The sequence below is a fragment of the Microcoleus sp. ARI1-B5 genome (assembly GCF_036705795.1).
Lineage (GTDB): Bacteria > Cyanobacteriota > Cyanobacteriia > Cyanobacteriales > Microcoleaceae > Microcoleus.
This window is the reverse complement of the sequence record NZ_JAUBVK010000001.1, coordinates 573,341-588,037: the sequence shown is the minus strand read 5'-3', so window position 1 is coordinate 588,037 and position 14,697 is coordinate 573,341. Positions and strand designations below refer to the sequence as shown.

Annotated in this window: 13 protein-coding genes; 8 read left to right on the top strand and 5 right to left on the bottom strand. The window is 45.9% G+C overall.

Annotated features, from left to right (window positions below):
• Positions 1-154: 154 nt before the first annotated feature.
• On the top strand, positions 155-1,267 hold the full coding sequence (locus QUB63_RS02625; protein WP_332943217.1) for a fatty acid desaturase family protein: 1,113 nt from the start codon (positions 155-157) through the stop codon (positions 1,265-1,267).
• Between the two features lie 437 nt (positions 1,268-1,704).
• Here QUB63_RS02625 and QUB63_RS02620 read toward each other — a convergent pair whose 3' ends face one another.
• Both QUB63_RS02620 and QUB63_RS02615 read right to left on the bottom strand, forming a co-directional pair.
• Positions 1,705-3,408, bottom strand: a complete 1,704-nt coding sequence (locus QUB63_RS02620; protein ID WP_332943216.1) for a lipoxygenase family protein — start codon at positions 3,406-3,408, stop codon at positions 1,705-1,707.
• A 766-nt stretch (positions 3,409-4,174) separates the two neighbouring features.
• Positions 4,175-5,308 (bottom strand): SAM-dependent methyltransferase, encoded by a 1,134-nt coding sequence (locus tag QUB63_RS02615; protein WP_332943215.1) that lies wholly within the window; start codon positions 5,306-5,308, stop codon positions 4,175-4,177.
• 475 nt (positions 5,309-5,783) lie between these two features.
• On the opposite strand from QUB63_RS02615, the gene QUB63_RS02610 reads away from it, so the two are divergent.
• The 3 genes from QUB63_RS02610 (at position 5,784) to QUB63_RS02600 (ending at position 7,643) form a co-directional block, all read left to right on the top strand.
• Entirely contained in the window at positions 5,784-6,827 is a 1,044-nt protein-coding gene (locus tag QUB63_RS02610; protein ID WP_332943214.1) for an adenylate/guanylate cyclase domain-containing protein, read from the top strand.
• A 61-nt stretch (positions 6,828-6,888) separates the two neighbouring features.
• Complete coding sequence (locus tag QUB63_RS02605; RefSeq protein WP_332943213.1) at positions 6,889-7,269, top strand: papain fold toxin domain-containing protein; 381 nt, start codon at positions 6,889-6,891, stop codon at positions 7,267-7,269.
• A 44-nt stretch (positions 7,270-7,313) separates the two neighbouring features.
• Positions 7,314-7,643 (top strand): hypothetical protein, encoded by a 330-nt coding sequence (locus QUB63_RS02600; RefSeq protein WP_332943212.1) that lies wholly within the window; start codon positions 7,314-7,316, stop codon positions 7,641-7,643.
• An 83-nt stretch (positions 7,644-7,726) separates the two neighbouring features.
• On the opposite strand, the gene fabG is transcribed toward QUB63_RS02600, so the two are convergent.
• Complete coding sequence (gene fabG, locus QUB63_RS02595) at positions 7,727-8,491, bottom strand: 3-oxoacyl-[acyl-carrier-protein] reductase (protein ID WP_332943211.1); 765 nt, start codon at positions 8,489-8,491, stop codon at positions 7,727-7,729.
• Positions 8,492-8,867: 376 nt separating this feature from the next.
• Between fabG and trxA the strand changes: the two genes are divergently transcribed.
• Together trxA and QUB63_RS02585 are read left to right on the top strand one after the other, a co-directional pair.
• Entirely contained in the window at positions 8,868-9,185 is a 318-nt protein-coding gene (gene trxA, locus QUB63_RS02590) for a thioredoxin (protein ID WP_332943210.1), read from the top strand.
• A gap of 221 nt (positions 9,186-9,406) precedes the next feature.
• Positions 9,407-10,006, top strand: coding sequence for a hypothetical protein (locus tag QUB63_RS02585; protein ID WP_332943209.1), 600 nt, complete (start codon positions 9,407-9,409; stop codon positions 10,004-10,006).
• 246 nt (positions 10,007-10,252) lie between these two features.
• Here QUB63_RS02585 and prmA read toward each other — a convergent pair whose 3' ends face one another.
• Positions 10,253-11,143 (bottom strand): 50S ribosomal protein L11 methyltransferase, encoded by an 891-nt coding sequence (gene prmA / locus QUB63_RS02580; protein WP_332943208.1) that lies wholly within the window; start codon positions 11,141-11,143, stop codon positions 10,253-10,255.
• Positions 11,144-11,585: 442 nt separating this feature from the next.
• Entirely contained in the window at positions 11,586-13,169 is a 1,584-nt protein-coding gene (gene serA, locus QUB63_RS02575) for a phosphoglycerate dehydrogenase (protein ID WP_332943207.1), read from the bottom strand.
• Positions 13,170-13,463: 294 nt separating this feature from the next.
• Here serA and QUB63_RS02570 point away from each other — a divergent pair, with 294 nt between their 5' ends.
• Both QUB63_RS02570 and QUB63_RS02565 read left to right on the top strand, forming a co-directional pair.
• Positions 13,464-13,970: a hypothetical protein gene (locus QUB63_RS02570; RefSeq protein ID WP_332943206.1), complete on the top strand. Its 507-nt coding sequence runs from the start codon at positions 13,464-13,466 to the stop codon at positions 13,968-13,970.
• Between the two features lie 136 nt (positions 13,971-14,106).
• The gene (locus QUB63_RS02565; protein WP_332943205.1) at positions 14,107-14,697 is read left to right on the top strand and encodes a Uma2 family endonuclease; all 591 of its coding nucleotides are present in this window, start codon (positions 14,107-14,109) and stop codon (positions 14,695-14,697) included.

Below are 14,697 nucleotides of genomic sequence, written 5' to 3'. Positions count from 1 at the left end.
TTGTGATATGTATCAAGTGTCGGGACAACAGTTGTAAATTCCCTAAAACAGTGACTTGCAAAGAGTAAATTATCCCAGAATAGATATAATTAAAATAGGAAAAATAATCTGACTGACATTAGGGTGTTATTAGCAAACAATGAATTCTGAAAAAATGCTCATTTCTTTAGACGAGACTGTCGATCGCGAAACGCTAATTCACCAATCGACATATGCTAAAAAATTGCGTCCGCTGCTGCCGGCAGAGGCCTTTGAACCCGATCGTAGCAAGTTAGCAATCCTGTTAATCAATCTGGGAATTCTCTTGCTGGGATGGGGAATTGCCGACTATCTCGATCGCTGGTCTGTGTATTTTTTATGGCTTTACTTACCTTTAGCCGCGATTATGGGCCATAGTATCATAGTTTTGCTATTTAGCTCCCACGATTTGATGCACGGTAGCGTTCAGAAAAAGTCTCGCCTGACATATCCGATCGCCTTTTTAGGCCTGAGTATGCTATTGATGCCACCTACCCAGTGGAAATCCCTGCACAACCTCGTACACCACAATACCACCAATTCCCTAGCAGACCCCGATCGCAATTACCTGCACCAGCAACCGGATACTTGGGGAAAATGGATTCAAAATCTATTTGTACCCTCGGTAGAAGTCAATCCGCTGTGGTTGATTGTCGGAATGGCTGGATCGTGGGCGGTGCATAACTTCCGCAACGTGTCCTCAGTCTTGTTATTCAACGATAAATCTGTGGATTACGTACCGGCTGCGTTTACGGTTAGTCCGAAAGATCGATCGATAATCGCCTTGGAATGTTTGGGAATCTTGGGAATTCATCTGGGCATCTTGTTCTACCTAGACTTTAACCCGATTAAAGTTACTCTGGCATACATTTTGCCGATCGCGATCGGTCATGCAGGAGCAATGTTTTACATCTATACAAACCATATGGGTTGTCGGATGACCACCATTAATGACCCGCTGATCAATAGTGCTTCGCTGCGAGTTCCTAAAATATTTGACCTGCTGCACTTGAATTTCTCTTACCACACAGAGCACCACATTTTCCCCAGCATCAACTCCGACTATTACCCGATGGTGCAAGAGTTGTTACAAATTCATTATCCCGATCGGATGAATTTAATCGATGCTGGGGAAGCTTGGCGGTTGCTGAGAGAAACGCCGCGGCATTACAAAGATGAAGTCACCTTCACTGATTCCCTAGGAAAAATGTCCGTAAATTGCAGTATTTTGGAAGAATATAAATGCTAATTTAGCGATGTGTAATATCGTGTCCGATCGATTAACCGCAATCAGATTCGACGATCGCGCGTGCCCCCGAAAGTCCGCAAAACGCTGCGGACTTTCGGGGGCACTACAAACCGTTTTTGTTATGGTAATCGACCGGACATGATATAAAAAGTAAGGTGCGCCCCTAAGCACTCTACGGCTTTTATACAGTTATATCATGTCCGAAAATTTGGTAGTGAGGACTTCAGTCCTTATAAATCAGAGGACTTTAGTCCTCACTACCAACCATTCTGATTGCTGGGAATTCAGCGGATTTCAGTCGTTATAAATCAGAAAACTAAAGTCCTCACAACCAACCATTTTGATTGCTGGAAATTCAGCGGACATAATATTATTTTAGGCTGCATTGTGTTAAAAACCGTCGAGCTGACTCGGCGGTTTTTAAGGCGGATTTGGTATTAGATGCTGATGCTATTGATCACTAAAGAAGGTTTGAGAGCAATATATGGCACTAATCGCTTTTTATTGTTGGCATCAATCTTCTGTTCTGCCATATTCAAATCTTGCTGAAACTGTCTGACTAACTGTTGGATCGGAGTTCCCTCAAAAACTTCGTCGAAGGTGGCACGGTAGAGTTCTCGGAAAGATCTATCGTAATAACCCAAACGGTCATATTTATAAGCTGACAAAGTAAACATAATTTGCAGTTGGTCGGCAGCTTTTTTGTAGGGCGGAAGCAACTGTAGAAGCTTCAGTTCCGTAATTACTTCAGGAATATCGGACTTGGTAATTCCCGGAATATCCCGGTAGGCAGCCAAAGGCATATTGGCGACAAAACTCATGTATTGATGCTGCGTATAATTCACAGCACAATGCTGCGGCCCGCAGGTGAAAATCACTGTTGTGACAATTTCAATCAATTGTTGAACATCGTCAATGCGCTGTGGCATTCCTTTGACTTTACCCCCTGTCTGGGAGGATAATTCTTGCGCCCAGCGTTGCAGTTCGGTATCATCGGTAAGTTTCTGCTTTGTCGAGTAAAAGTGTTTTAGGTAGCCGGATACAAAGGTTTTAATTGCGTTCCAAAGCAGCAATCCATCATCTCGGTAAGGGTAGTGAGGTAGTTGAGTTGTGTTGTCCATTCCCCGATTTTTAAGTTCCGTTGGGAAGGCAAATTGATCGATACTCCAGTTAGTGCAGGCTTCCCTGCTGATGTCGATTGTCTCTGGCAAGGTTCCTGCTAGCAACTCATCGACTGGGCCTCCAGGGGCGATCAACTGATTGCGTGCGAGATTGTTGTTGGTCAACATGAAGCGAAAGTGGGGTTTGAGCAGTAAGCTGAGGGGATGATTTTCAGCTAACTGTCGGGCTGTGACGATCGCGATCGGTTCCATAACAAGATGGGTTCGACCTAAATGCGAACTCATTTCGTGGTGATTGGCATCTGCGACTTGCACGCAGAGTTTGGCAAAAAACCAATTGAGGGGCGGATCGGACGGGGTGTAGAGATGGCTGCCCGGTTTGGGGTCTAGTTGGATGGCAAGGGGTACCATTTCACCCCGATCGCGCACTCCCGTCCACCGCCAAGCAAAGAAAGCACGGGGTTTCGGCAAGTATTTCCTGCCTTTTTCATAGGTGCCTCCTTGAATTCGAGCAGGCGCGCGATAGTTTGCGTCAGTACCCGTGTAATCGGCAATGTAAATACTTTTTTCCCGCAACTGTTTGGGTATCTCCAATAATGGCTGCTTGCTGTCGAGTTTGGTGAGGATTTCTGCCCGGGGATCGCTGGCATCTAAGAGGCGAAGCACCATCGGATTTGCCCCTGACAAGCGCTGTTCGGCAAAAGAGCGATCGGTTTGGTAAGTCTTGGCAACTTGAGGCAGCCGGATCACGGGAAAGAAGTCTTCATAGTCTTGGAGTTCGTCGAGAGGATCTAGAAAAGATCTCGCCTGGACTGCCAACATATTTACAGGAAGTTCAGAGGTTGCTATTATCCGTTCTCCAATATAGTCGCTCGAAAAATTCTCGACCGCTGGCACGGTTTTTAATAAGGCCAAAGGTGATAAACTGTTATAGTCAAACTGGTAAGCTTGTTGCTGGCGAGTTAAGTAATCGCTGCGCTGTTGTTTGTTCGCGTCGTCTTGAGGAAGGGAAGGTTTCATGATTTTTATCCGTTATCAATTTTAACCCTTATTTTGTAGTAATATATAGGTAAAAATTACCACAGATAGGGTATTGGATGAACCCAGTCTTGTGACTGTATAAGAGAACTTGATATAATCATAGTTCGCAGATTGGCAATTGCGCTCCGGACAGTTTCGAGTTATTTTGCTGCTACCAGTCGCAACTCTCCAAGCACGGGGATTTTGGTGGAATAATCAGTCGAGCAGCTTCGTCCCGAACTCAAAGCCATTGAGCCAAGCAAAAGTTATGCTAATTCAAAAAAGCTATGCAACAGTAGCTTCGGTTTGCTTTCGTACAAGTCTACCTACTGTACCATGATTTTTTGCCAACGGCTATTAGAACAAATGAGTTCGTGTTCGGTTATCTAACCATAATTAAGTTTGATCGTTGGGACTGAAGTCCTCAAAATCCGAAAAATCATCGCCAACAATTTTATCATGAGTGATTGACCGGACTTAATAGGAGTTCCTGTCTGCTTATCTAACCATAATTAAACTCGCAGTCAGGGCGAAGGGTTTTATTCATACCTAGAAAGAGGACTTGCATTCCGAACGATCGAACACGGAGGACTTTAGTCTTCATTAAAAACACGGGCTAATTATGGGTAATTAGCCGGACATCACCTCTGGGCTATTCCTGGACGCACTCCGGCTTTGATCGACCGGGTTTTTTCACTGTGATTGAGAGTTTGAACGAAGTATGGGGGTTAAAAAACCCGGTTTGTGCGTCTTGGAGTGTCAGCGATTAGGCATGAACCATTAAATATTGACCGTTGCCGTTATATTCACCATCGCAACTGGCGAAATTAGCCACAAACCAAATCAAGTAAAACCGCCAGATGCGGCGGAATTTGGCATAATCGATGCCGTAGTCTAAATCTTTGACTGTCGCCTGAGAGTTGTCAAAATTTTGCAACCAGTTAGCAAAGGTTTTAGAGTAATTGTATCCGTTGAGATACCATTGTTTTAGGGTTTTGAGGTCTTTGTTGTGGCTGGGAACAGCATCATATTTCCAGTAACGGCCGTGGGGAAAAATGTATTTGTGGGTGAAAACGCTGGATATGTTGTTAGGGGTGCGAACTGTGATGATGTGAATTAAAACTTTGCCATTATCGTTCAGGAAAGATGCCAGCTTTTGGAAAGCTTTCGTTAAATTGCCTACATGCTCAAAAACTCCGATGGAGAGAATTTTGTCAAATTTTGTCTCAAATTGGGCCTCGTTCAAATCTCCTTCATATAGGGTAAATCGACCGGAACTAAGGTAGCTTTCTGGGTCTTGCATCTTCTGACGCATATACTCGCATTGGTGGTGGCTGAGGTTAATCCCGGTAAAGGTGACATTGGGGAATTTGGAAAGAATGTAATTGGGAACGCAACCCCAACCGCAGCCAAAGTCTAAAATATTGTCGCCATCCTGAATCTCTAGCTTTTCAATCACATCATCAATCATCTGCATTTGCGATTGTTCAAGGTTGGCGGCTCCTTTTTCCCACAATCCCATGCTGTATTTAGGATAAATGAGTTTCCCGTCGCCTAACATCGGATTCAGCATAGCTTGAGGTAAGTCGTACTGAATCTTCATTAAATCCGGCGGCCCTTCGGCGGTACGATCTGTTTCTGTGAGTACCCATTCGTAGGGTGCGAGGAGGGAGGGAAAATACTTAAAAAAGACGGGCATACAGGTATCAAAAAGCGATCGCAATACAGAATCCGGTACTTCTAAGCCGTTGATATAAGACTCTGCTACTGCCATTTGCACCGCGTTAACTGCACTAACTGCGACGCGGGTTGCTCGGTAGGCGATCGGACTTTTGGTATGGATATTTCCCACGAGCGGGATGTGCTGTTCGATGTTTTGTAGGGCTGTTGATGAACTCATGGTTATACGGGTTTTAAAGATGCTGCTATTCTATCTCACGCAAATTTGCTGGTTGTTAGGGAGCCAAAAAGCTGAAACTATTACCAACTAAGGTTTGCACAGAAAAAGTCTGCAAAATCCTCAAAATATATGGCGGTTGACGGCGATTGGATAACGCATTTATTGGGTTTTAGGCTATCTTAAATTTATTAAGAATTATGTCGGTCAATTGAGGATTTTAGATGGGAGATTTGAGATTAATTCCACAGGCTTTAATGAAGCTGGAATTGGCGTGTTTTCAGGGTGCGATCGCCTATTTAAGGCTGAGGTTGTTTGGCGGTTGAGGTGACGGCACCAGAAGCAAGTGTCGATCGCGACTTATAGTTAAGGAATCAGGCCATGCAGAAAAGATGTTGAGAAACCGGGTTTGCAGATAGAGTCGCTGCAATAACAGATGTCCGCTCCATGCCTCCCTAATTAGCTAGAAACGCCACATATGCCGCAAATTCACTATCTGCCGGACGATCGCGCGATCGAGATAGACGACGACGATATAATTCTGGAAGCTTCGCTGCGTGCAGGCATTCCCCACACCCACATCTGCGGCGGCAGCGCCCGCTGTTCGACTTGTCGCGTCTTAATTGTCGAAGGTTTAGAATTTTGCTCGCCCCGCACATCGCCGGAAGAGGAGCTCGCGAAAAAACTGCGCCTAGAACCGGAAATTAGGCTGGGGTGTCAGACGCAGGTTGCGGGCGGGAAGGTGATTTTGCGCAGGCTGGCGATCGATTCTGAAGACTTGGAAACATTTAACGACGAAATCGCCGGAAACTTGATTTCTGCACCTGTGGGTCAAGAAAAGAGAATTGCAATTTTGTTTGCCGATATTCGAGGGTTTACGGCATTTGCAGAATCGCTTTTACCCTACGATGTAATTTATATTTTAAATCGCTATTTCCAAAAAATGGGTTATGTTATCAACCGCAACGGCGGGATGATTAATAATTATATGGGCGATGGTTTTATGGCGCTGTTTGGGTTGGAAAACTCAGAGAAGGCGGCGGAGCAAGCGGTGAGAGCTGGGGTAGAGATGCTGGAGGAATTGGACAAACTCAATCCCTATTTTGAGACTTTATACCGCCACCGGTTGCGGATTGGGATTGGGATTCACTGCGGTTTGGCGGTTGTGGGGAATTTGGGGGCGTCGAAAAATCAGACGGTAACGGCGATCGGGGATGCGGTAAATTTGGCCAGCAGGATTGAATCTGCAAACAAGCAAGTGGGAACAAGTTTGCTGATTTCCGAGGAGACTTATCAGGAAATCAAGGATTTGGCGATCGTCAACCAGCGCGTATCAGTTCAAATTCCGGGAAAGAGCGGCGAATATCCGCTTTACGAAGTTGTCGGAATGCCGCCGCTGCCGGTGGAAATAGAGGAGATCTCCGAGGTTGATAAAAGTTCTTTTTTCCAGGGTTTTGTCAAAAAGTTGATGAGTTTATTTGCTGCGGCGCGGAATTGGATTAGGAAATTATTTGAATTGTGAATTTATATTAATATGAGCCTATAATTTTGTTATAATTAAGTTGTGTACTTGTCATAAGCCTATGAATGAGGAGCAGCTTGCAGAAATTAAACAGATTGCCAGAAGATATAGAAACTTTCAATGCGTTCCCTGTTCCCAAGCAATCGAAAGTTACTTGACTAGAGAGGGCATTCAGGGTAAGCTAATAAAAATTAGCACAGAAACCGACCGACTGCCATTTTCAATTATCACTAATCCAGCGGGGAGCGATCGCCAAATAGCCACCAAGGGTTTTCATCAACGTGCGGTTGTTGAAATAACCACAGAGTTAGGAACACTTGAAACAGTTTTTGATAACCTTTATCCTGATGGAATTCCTAAAGATGATTGGCTCCAGAGTTGTGGCGGGCCTCTTGTTGAAGATTTTAAGGGCAACTTTGCGGTGAGAGAAACCGAGTTTTAATAACTCAAGAAATATTCAATAAATGATTCAACGGGATAGTTTGTATGGATAATCTCTCCGAGCTTCTCAAAAAAATCCAGAATAAACCTTCAGTCTATTTGGGCAAGGTGTCAATTAGTTGTCTTCAGGCTTTCTTGTCGGGATATAATGTGGCACAGTACCAACTTGGCATACCTCTCAAAGAAGAAAACGCCCTAGATGGATTTCAAGAGTGGATACAGAAAAAATTTAATATTGATTCATCTCAATCATGGGCGAATATAATTCTCTTTTTTTCTCAGGATGAGAGGGATGCTCTTAATAGTTTTTTTGAACTCTTTGAAGAGTTTTGTCAAAGTAAGAAGGTGGTCGAATCGGGGAAGGTGCACCCATAAGCACCCTACAGGGATTTGAGATAAATTCACAACCGCAGATATCCGCGTTCATCCGCGTGCATCTGCGGTTAAAACAATCCCTCCTAAGCCATCACCATGCCCCCATCAACATTAAAAACCTGCCCGGTAATATAAGCCGCCGCCGCATCCGCCGCCAAAAACTTCACCAGGCCCGCAACTTCATCAACTTCGCCGTATCTTCCCAGGGGAATGTACTTTAAAATCTCGTCAGATTTGACATCCTTGGTCATATCTGTGGTGATAAATCCAGGTGCAACCGCATTTACAGTAATCGCGCGACTGGCCAACTCTTTCGCCACGGTTTTCGTAAACCCAATTACTCCAGCTTTGGCGGCACTGTAATTAGCTTGTCCGGGATTTCCCATTTGGCCGGCAACCGAAGCAATATTAATAATTCGGCCGCTGCGCTGCTTCAGCATGATTTTGCTGACTGCTTTTGTACACAAAAATACGCCGGTGAGATTCAAATCAATCACGGCTTGCCAATCTTCCAGCTTCATCCGCAGCAGTAAAGTATCGCGGGTGATGCCGGCATTGTTCACCAAAATGTCAATTCGTCCCCATTTTTCCATGACTTTACTGATGAGTGCATCCACTTGGTCAGTTTTGGAGACATCCGCTGCAAGGGCGATCGCCTCTCCGCCCGCTGCGATTATTTCTGCTACCGCTTCATCAGCCGCAGCGCTTGAACTGGCATAATTCACGGCGACTTTCGCGCCTTCTGCTGCGAATGCTAAAGCGACGGCGCGGCCGATTCCCCGCGATGCACCGGTGACTACTGCAACTTTACCCCGCAATCGCTGATATGTCTCTGGCAATAATTCCATAATTGTGTCCTCGCAAATCTACGCTCACAGAATTCTGCACTAAAATCGATCCAGAACCAAAAAAATTTATACGGATTTGCTGGGTTCCGTTGTGACTATTAGTGTCAACAAACACGTCAAATGTAGTGCGGGTCTACTGTCTGACGATCGGACCCTCGATCCCCCCGGCGCCCCCGCAACGATTCGGGGGGAACCGTCCACTTCTGTTTCGTCAACCCCTACTCCCCTTCTTAAGGGGGATTTAGGGGGATCTGGCCTAGGTTATAAACGACAGATACAAAGGTTTTCGGGGTTAAGTTGATACTAATGAGTTCTGACAATTTCCCACTCGTTAACCCTTCGGCTATAATTGGTGTCCCTTTACCACTTTTTTAAGATGGCAGTTCAAAAACAGTTCAACAGTTTTGAGGAGTTACTATCGAGCTCTGATTTGCCGGTACTGGTAGATTTTTATGCTACTTGGTGCGGGCCTTGTCAGATGATGGTGCCGATTTTAGAGCAGGTGAGCGGTCAGACGAAAGATAAGCTCATGGTTGTTAAGATTGATACGGATAAGTACGAGCAGTTGGCGTCGCAGCATCACATTTATGCTTTGCCGACTTTGGTGCTGTTCAAAAATGGCGTTGAGGTCGATCGCATTGAGGGAGTATTGCAGCCGGCGCAGTTGATCGATCGACTGCAACCTCACTTGTAACCACAGCCGATTATCTCACACGCAGGGGTGCGTCAGCCAATATCTGATAGATTGCGGACAAAATAATGGTTCCCGATCCCGCCTCAAAACGGGTATAAGCCCCCGACACTCATGAGGGTCGAGCCCAAGATTTTAGACTCGTGTTCCAGCTCCAGATTCATCAGTTCGGTAAATCTAAAATCTAAAATCTAAAATCTAAAATCGACTGACGCACCCTACTTATGAAAACTCCCAGTCACGCTATTATCAATCTGGCTATTCTGGGTAAACCGCAACTGCCGCAATTTAATCTGATTATTGCGATCGGCGGAATCTTACCGGATATCCCGATATTTTTATTTTACTTTTGGGCGAAGTACATTGCTCGCTTGCCGGAAGCTAAAATCTGGTCGGAAGCATACTATGAGCCTTTGAACCAAAATATTGTTGCTTTGTTTCATTCGATTCCCCTGGCGGTTATTGGTTGGTTAATTGCTTATTATTTCGGTTGGCAAAATGTGCAAATTCTGTTTTTGAGTATGATTTTGCACTCTTTGGGAGATTGGCCGGTGCATAATGATGACGCTCACCGGCACTTTTTTCCGTTCAGCAATTACCGTTTTATCAGTCCGATTTCTTATTGGGATAGGAAGCACTACGGGTCAATTGTTTCTCTGGTGGAAATGTTGTTGGTGCTGCTGTCAACTTTCCGCGTTTTTGGTTTTGTTAACTCTTATGGTGGTAAGATATTGTTAATTTTGGTTAATTGTTTTTACTGGATTGGATATGTGTCTTTTTCCCTTCGTTCTCTAATTTCATCGGCGGTCGATCGACCCCTATAAAATTGGTTCGATCCTTCGGACTTTAGTTTTCTCTCCCGGTCTGAAGAAAAACTAAAGTCCGAACGATCGAACTTAATATAATTTCTCTATTTTAATTATTCGGCTGCCATTATCTAACCCAACTGCTGTAAGGTGCGTCAGCTAATATCTGATTGCTTGTGAATTGAATTATGCTAGCTGACGCACCCTACCAATTACCAATTACCTATTACCTATTACCTATTACCTATTAACTATTACCTATTATTAACTCCGCCGAATATTGAAACAGCACCAATCTTGGCGCTTCCACAGAGTAGCGACAATCCAGCCGTGCTGTTCGAGGGTGTCCGCAATTGGTTTAGCTTGATCGAGCAAAATGCCGCTGAGAACTGCCCAAGTATTCGGCTTGCTAATGGCGGTGAACTGCGGTATCAAATCAATGATTACTTCTGCTAAAATATTGCACATCAAACCGTCGATCGGACCGCCGGTCATTTGGATGAGCCGATCGATACTTCCGAGCTCTGCTACCAACTGCTGCGGTTTAATGCGATTGAGCTGTCGGTTGCTAATTGTCGATCGCACGGCCAAGGGGTCTGTATCCAAAGCATAAACCTTTGTGGCTCCGAGCAAAACCGCGCCGATCGACAAAATGCCCGAGCCGCAGCCGATATCAGCAACGATGGACTTGCTGTCGTCAAAACCGAGACGCATTTCCAGCGACTCCAAACACAGTTGAGTCGTAGCGTGAGCGCCCGTACCGAAAGCGACACCGGGATCTAAGCGCAAGACTAGGCGATCGGTATCAGTCGGTACCGGGAGCCAAGCCGGATTAACTAAAAATCGATCGCCCACTTCTTGAGGCTGCCAGTGCTGCTTCCAACTGCTGCCCCAGTCCTCCTCTTCAATCAAATCCCACTGCATCGCAGGTAAGGGCAAACCTGCACACAAAGCATCTTGGCGCAGCCACAGAGACAGGGCGGCCAAATCCAGCAATCGGGCCTGTTCTTCGGGCAAATAACCCGACATCAGGCAGGAATTGCTTTTGATCTCAGTGGCAGTTCCCCGACAGTTAAATTGTTCCAGACGCCAAAAGATGATATCTTCCAGCGCCGGATCGCAAATAATTCTAATTTCCCACCAGCTATGTGCCATTAACTTAATTTTAGATTTTAGATTTTAGATTTTAGATTCGCCGGTCTGGAACTGGAGACTGGGAAGTGGGGAGTCAGGAATGAGGATTGACTAATAGAAAAATTTCAGCTTTCTTGCCAATTACCAATAACCAATTACCCATTACCAATTATCAGTCCTTGCATCGAAAATCTCCACTCCAAAATCCTTCAAAGAGTTACCGTGTAACGATTTTCGATTTTCGCATTGAAGATTTTCGATAGGCCGCACCTAAAATCTAAAATCCTTCAAAGATTTACCGTGTAACGATTTTAGATTTTAGATTGGCCCAGGGAGACTGGGGACTTGACGGTCAGGATTGACGTAATAGAAAAAATTCCAGTTTTCTTGCCAATTACCCGTTACCAATTACTGAATTACCAATTATCAGTCCCTGCATTCAAAACCTAAAATCTAAAATCCTTCAAAGAGTTACCGTGTAAGCATCCCGAATCCCCGGAACTTTGAGGATCTCGGCCAGTATCCCCTCTGGCAGAGGGTCATCGAGGCTCAAAACCATCACCGCATCGCCGCGGACGATTTTACGGCCTACTTGCATACTGGCAATATTGACATTAAAACTGCCCAATTGGGAACCAATTTTGCCAATAATCCCCGGCATATCGCGGTGCAGGGTAAACAGCATGTGGTGAGTGGGGGAAACGTTGACCGGGAAATCGTCAACGCTGGTAATCCGAATTTCGCTTTCGCCGAGCACTGCACCTGTAACTGTGTGTTCGCCGAGAGTTCCCTTGGCCGAGAGGTGCAGGGAGCCTGTGTAGTCGCGAATCGAGGCATCTCTGGTTTCAACGACCCGAATTCCGCGTTCTTTGGCTTCAATGCTGGCGTTGACGTAGTTAACGCGCTCTCGCAGGGCTTGGGAGAGCAGGCCTTTGAGGGCGGCGACGACTACGGGCTGGCTTTGGTTGCTGGCCAATTCGCCTTGGAGTTGGACGTTGAGGTAATCGACTCGGCCTCCGGCTAGCTGGCTGACGAGGTTGCCTAGGGTTTCGGCGAGTTGCAGGTAGGGTTTGAGTTTTTCGATCGAGTCTGGGAAGATTCCCGGTATGTTGACAGCCGATCGCGCGGGGAGTCCCAACAGGACATCGCGAATTTGTTCGGCAACATCGATCGCCACATTTACCTGAGCTTCAGCCGTGGAAGCTCCCAAGTGAGGCGTCAGCACGATATTTTGGCCGACATTCCGCAGCGGAGAATCAGCTTCCAGCGGCTCATGTTCGTAAACATCGATCGCTGCACCGGCGATCTGACCTGATTTAATGGCTTCTGCCAGGGCTGCTTCGTCGATGATGCCACCTCTGGCGCAATTAATGATCCGGGCCGTGGGCTTCATCTTCGACAGCACAGAGGCGTTAATTAAGTGCAGGGTTTCCGGCGTTTTGGGGATGTGCAGGGTGATGTAGTCGGATTCGCGCATCAGCAGTTCGAGCTCTACCAAGCGGCAGCCCAACTGTTCGGCTCTTTCGGTGGAGATGAAGGGATCGTAAGCGAGCAGTTTCATGCCCATTGCTTTGGCTGCGGTGGCGAGGTGGGAGCCGATTTTGCCCAAACCGACGATACCGAGGGTTTTTTTGTAAACTTCTACGCCGATAAAGCGGTTGCGTTCCCATTTACCGCTTTTGACGGATGCGTTGGCTTCGGGGATGTGGCGGGACATCGAGAGCATCATGGCGATCGCGTGTTCGGCGGCGGCGATCGTGTTGCCTTCGGGGGAGTTGACGACTACAATTCCTTTGCGGGTAGCGGCGGGTACATCGACATTATCTACGCCGACGCCGGCTCTACCGATGATTTTGAGCAGATTTCCGGCTTCAATGATTTCTTTGGTAACTTGGGTGCCTGAACGGATCATTAAAGCATCGTAATCTGGAATAATTCTCACCAGCTCTTCGGCTGAAAGTCCAGTGTTTACGTCAACTTGCGCGACTTGGGAGAGGATGTCAATTCCGGCTTGGTCGATCGGATCGGATACTAGAACTTTAGGCATAGCAAGCAATTGAGTGCAATAGTAAAAATAGGCCGAGCGTTGGCGAGCTCAAAGTTGAGACTTAGACTTAGACAAGGAGCAGTATCTAACAGCTCAGCTCAAGCGTGCCTTTGTGCAGTTTGAATTGTATCTGTATTCGGTCAAAGTCGGTGGTTTTTGCTTGAAATATTTTAGCTTTGCGGGCGATCGCACCGGCGCAGCAGTCTAGAAAAACCCCAATTGCTTAGCTAGTAAGTCTTTTCAGGCTATAATGAATTCCGGGTATCCGAACCTAACTATCAGGAATTCTTGTCAATGAATTATCTTATCGCCGTACTGCCCGATCGAATGCAAGCCGAAGCTGCCTATTGCGCCCTCGAAAAAGAAGGCTTACCCATGAAACAAGTAAGCATTTTGGGCCGCGGCTACAAAACTGCTGATGAATTTGGCTTGATCGACCCCAACCAGCAAGCGAAGAAACAAGCGAAACTCATGGCTGTTTGGCTGATACCGTTTGGCTTTATTGCCGGCGTTACTTTCAGCTTGATGACTGAGTTGAAGACTTTTGCTTGGGCGGGCGAAATTGGCGATCACGCGATCGGCGGAGTGCTCGGTGCGATCGCGGCCGGGATGGGCAGCGTGTTTGTGGGCGGTGCAGGAGGAATGGCTTTTGGTAGCGGCGATGCTTTGCCCTACCGCAACCGTTTAAATGCGGGCAAATTTTTGATTGCGGTTAAAGGTAATGACGATTTGACCGAGAAAGCAGCTAATATTTTGCAGCAGTTTGAACCGGAAAATATGCAAGGTTATACAGAGACTTAATTCTCATCGGCGTTCCTCTGCGTTCATCTGCGGTTAAAAATTCCAAGTTAGTATTATGGAAACAATCTAATATTGACTTGGATTAAGGTTGTGTTACACCAGAATATTTAACCTTACTTGATATTTGGAGAAACCGATGGAAGTTCAAACGATCGCTTTATCTTCTCCCCTCGAATTAACAATCGATCTAACTGACGAACAATTTTTTCACTTGTGTCAAGAAAACCGAGATTTCAGGTTTGAGCGTACTGCTACTGGAGGATTAATTATTATGTCGCCTACTGGTAGCGAGACTGGTAATCGCAACATAGACTTATCCTATCAACTTCAATCTTGGAGCCGTCAAAATAAACATTTAGGAATTGCTTTTGACTCTTCAACTGGATTTAAACTGCCCGACGGTGCAGATATTTCTCCCGATGCTGCTTGGATTCGGCGCGACAGGTGGGACGCTTTAACTCCCGCAGAAAAAGAGAAATTTGCGCCAATTTGTCCCGATTTTGTGGTGGAATTGCGATCGACCACCGATTCCCTAGAAAAATTGCGGGCTAAAATGAAATTGTATATGAAAAATAAAGCTCGTTTGGGGTGGTTGCTCGATCGCAAAAATCGGCAAGTGGAAATCTCGCGTCAAGGTAGAGAAGTAGAAATTTTAGATGCACCTGCAACTCTGTCAGGTGAAGATGTACTGCCCGGTTTTGTGTTGGATTTAACTGATATTTTATAA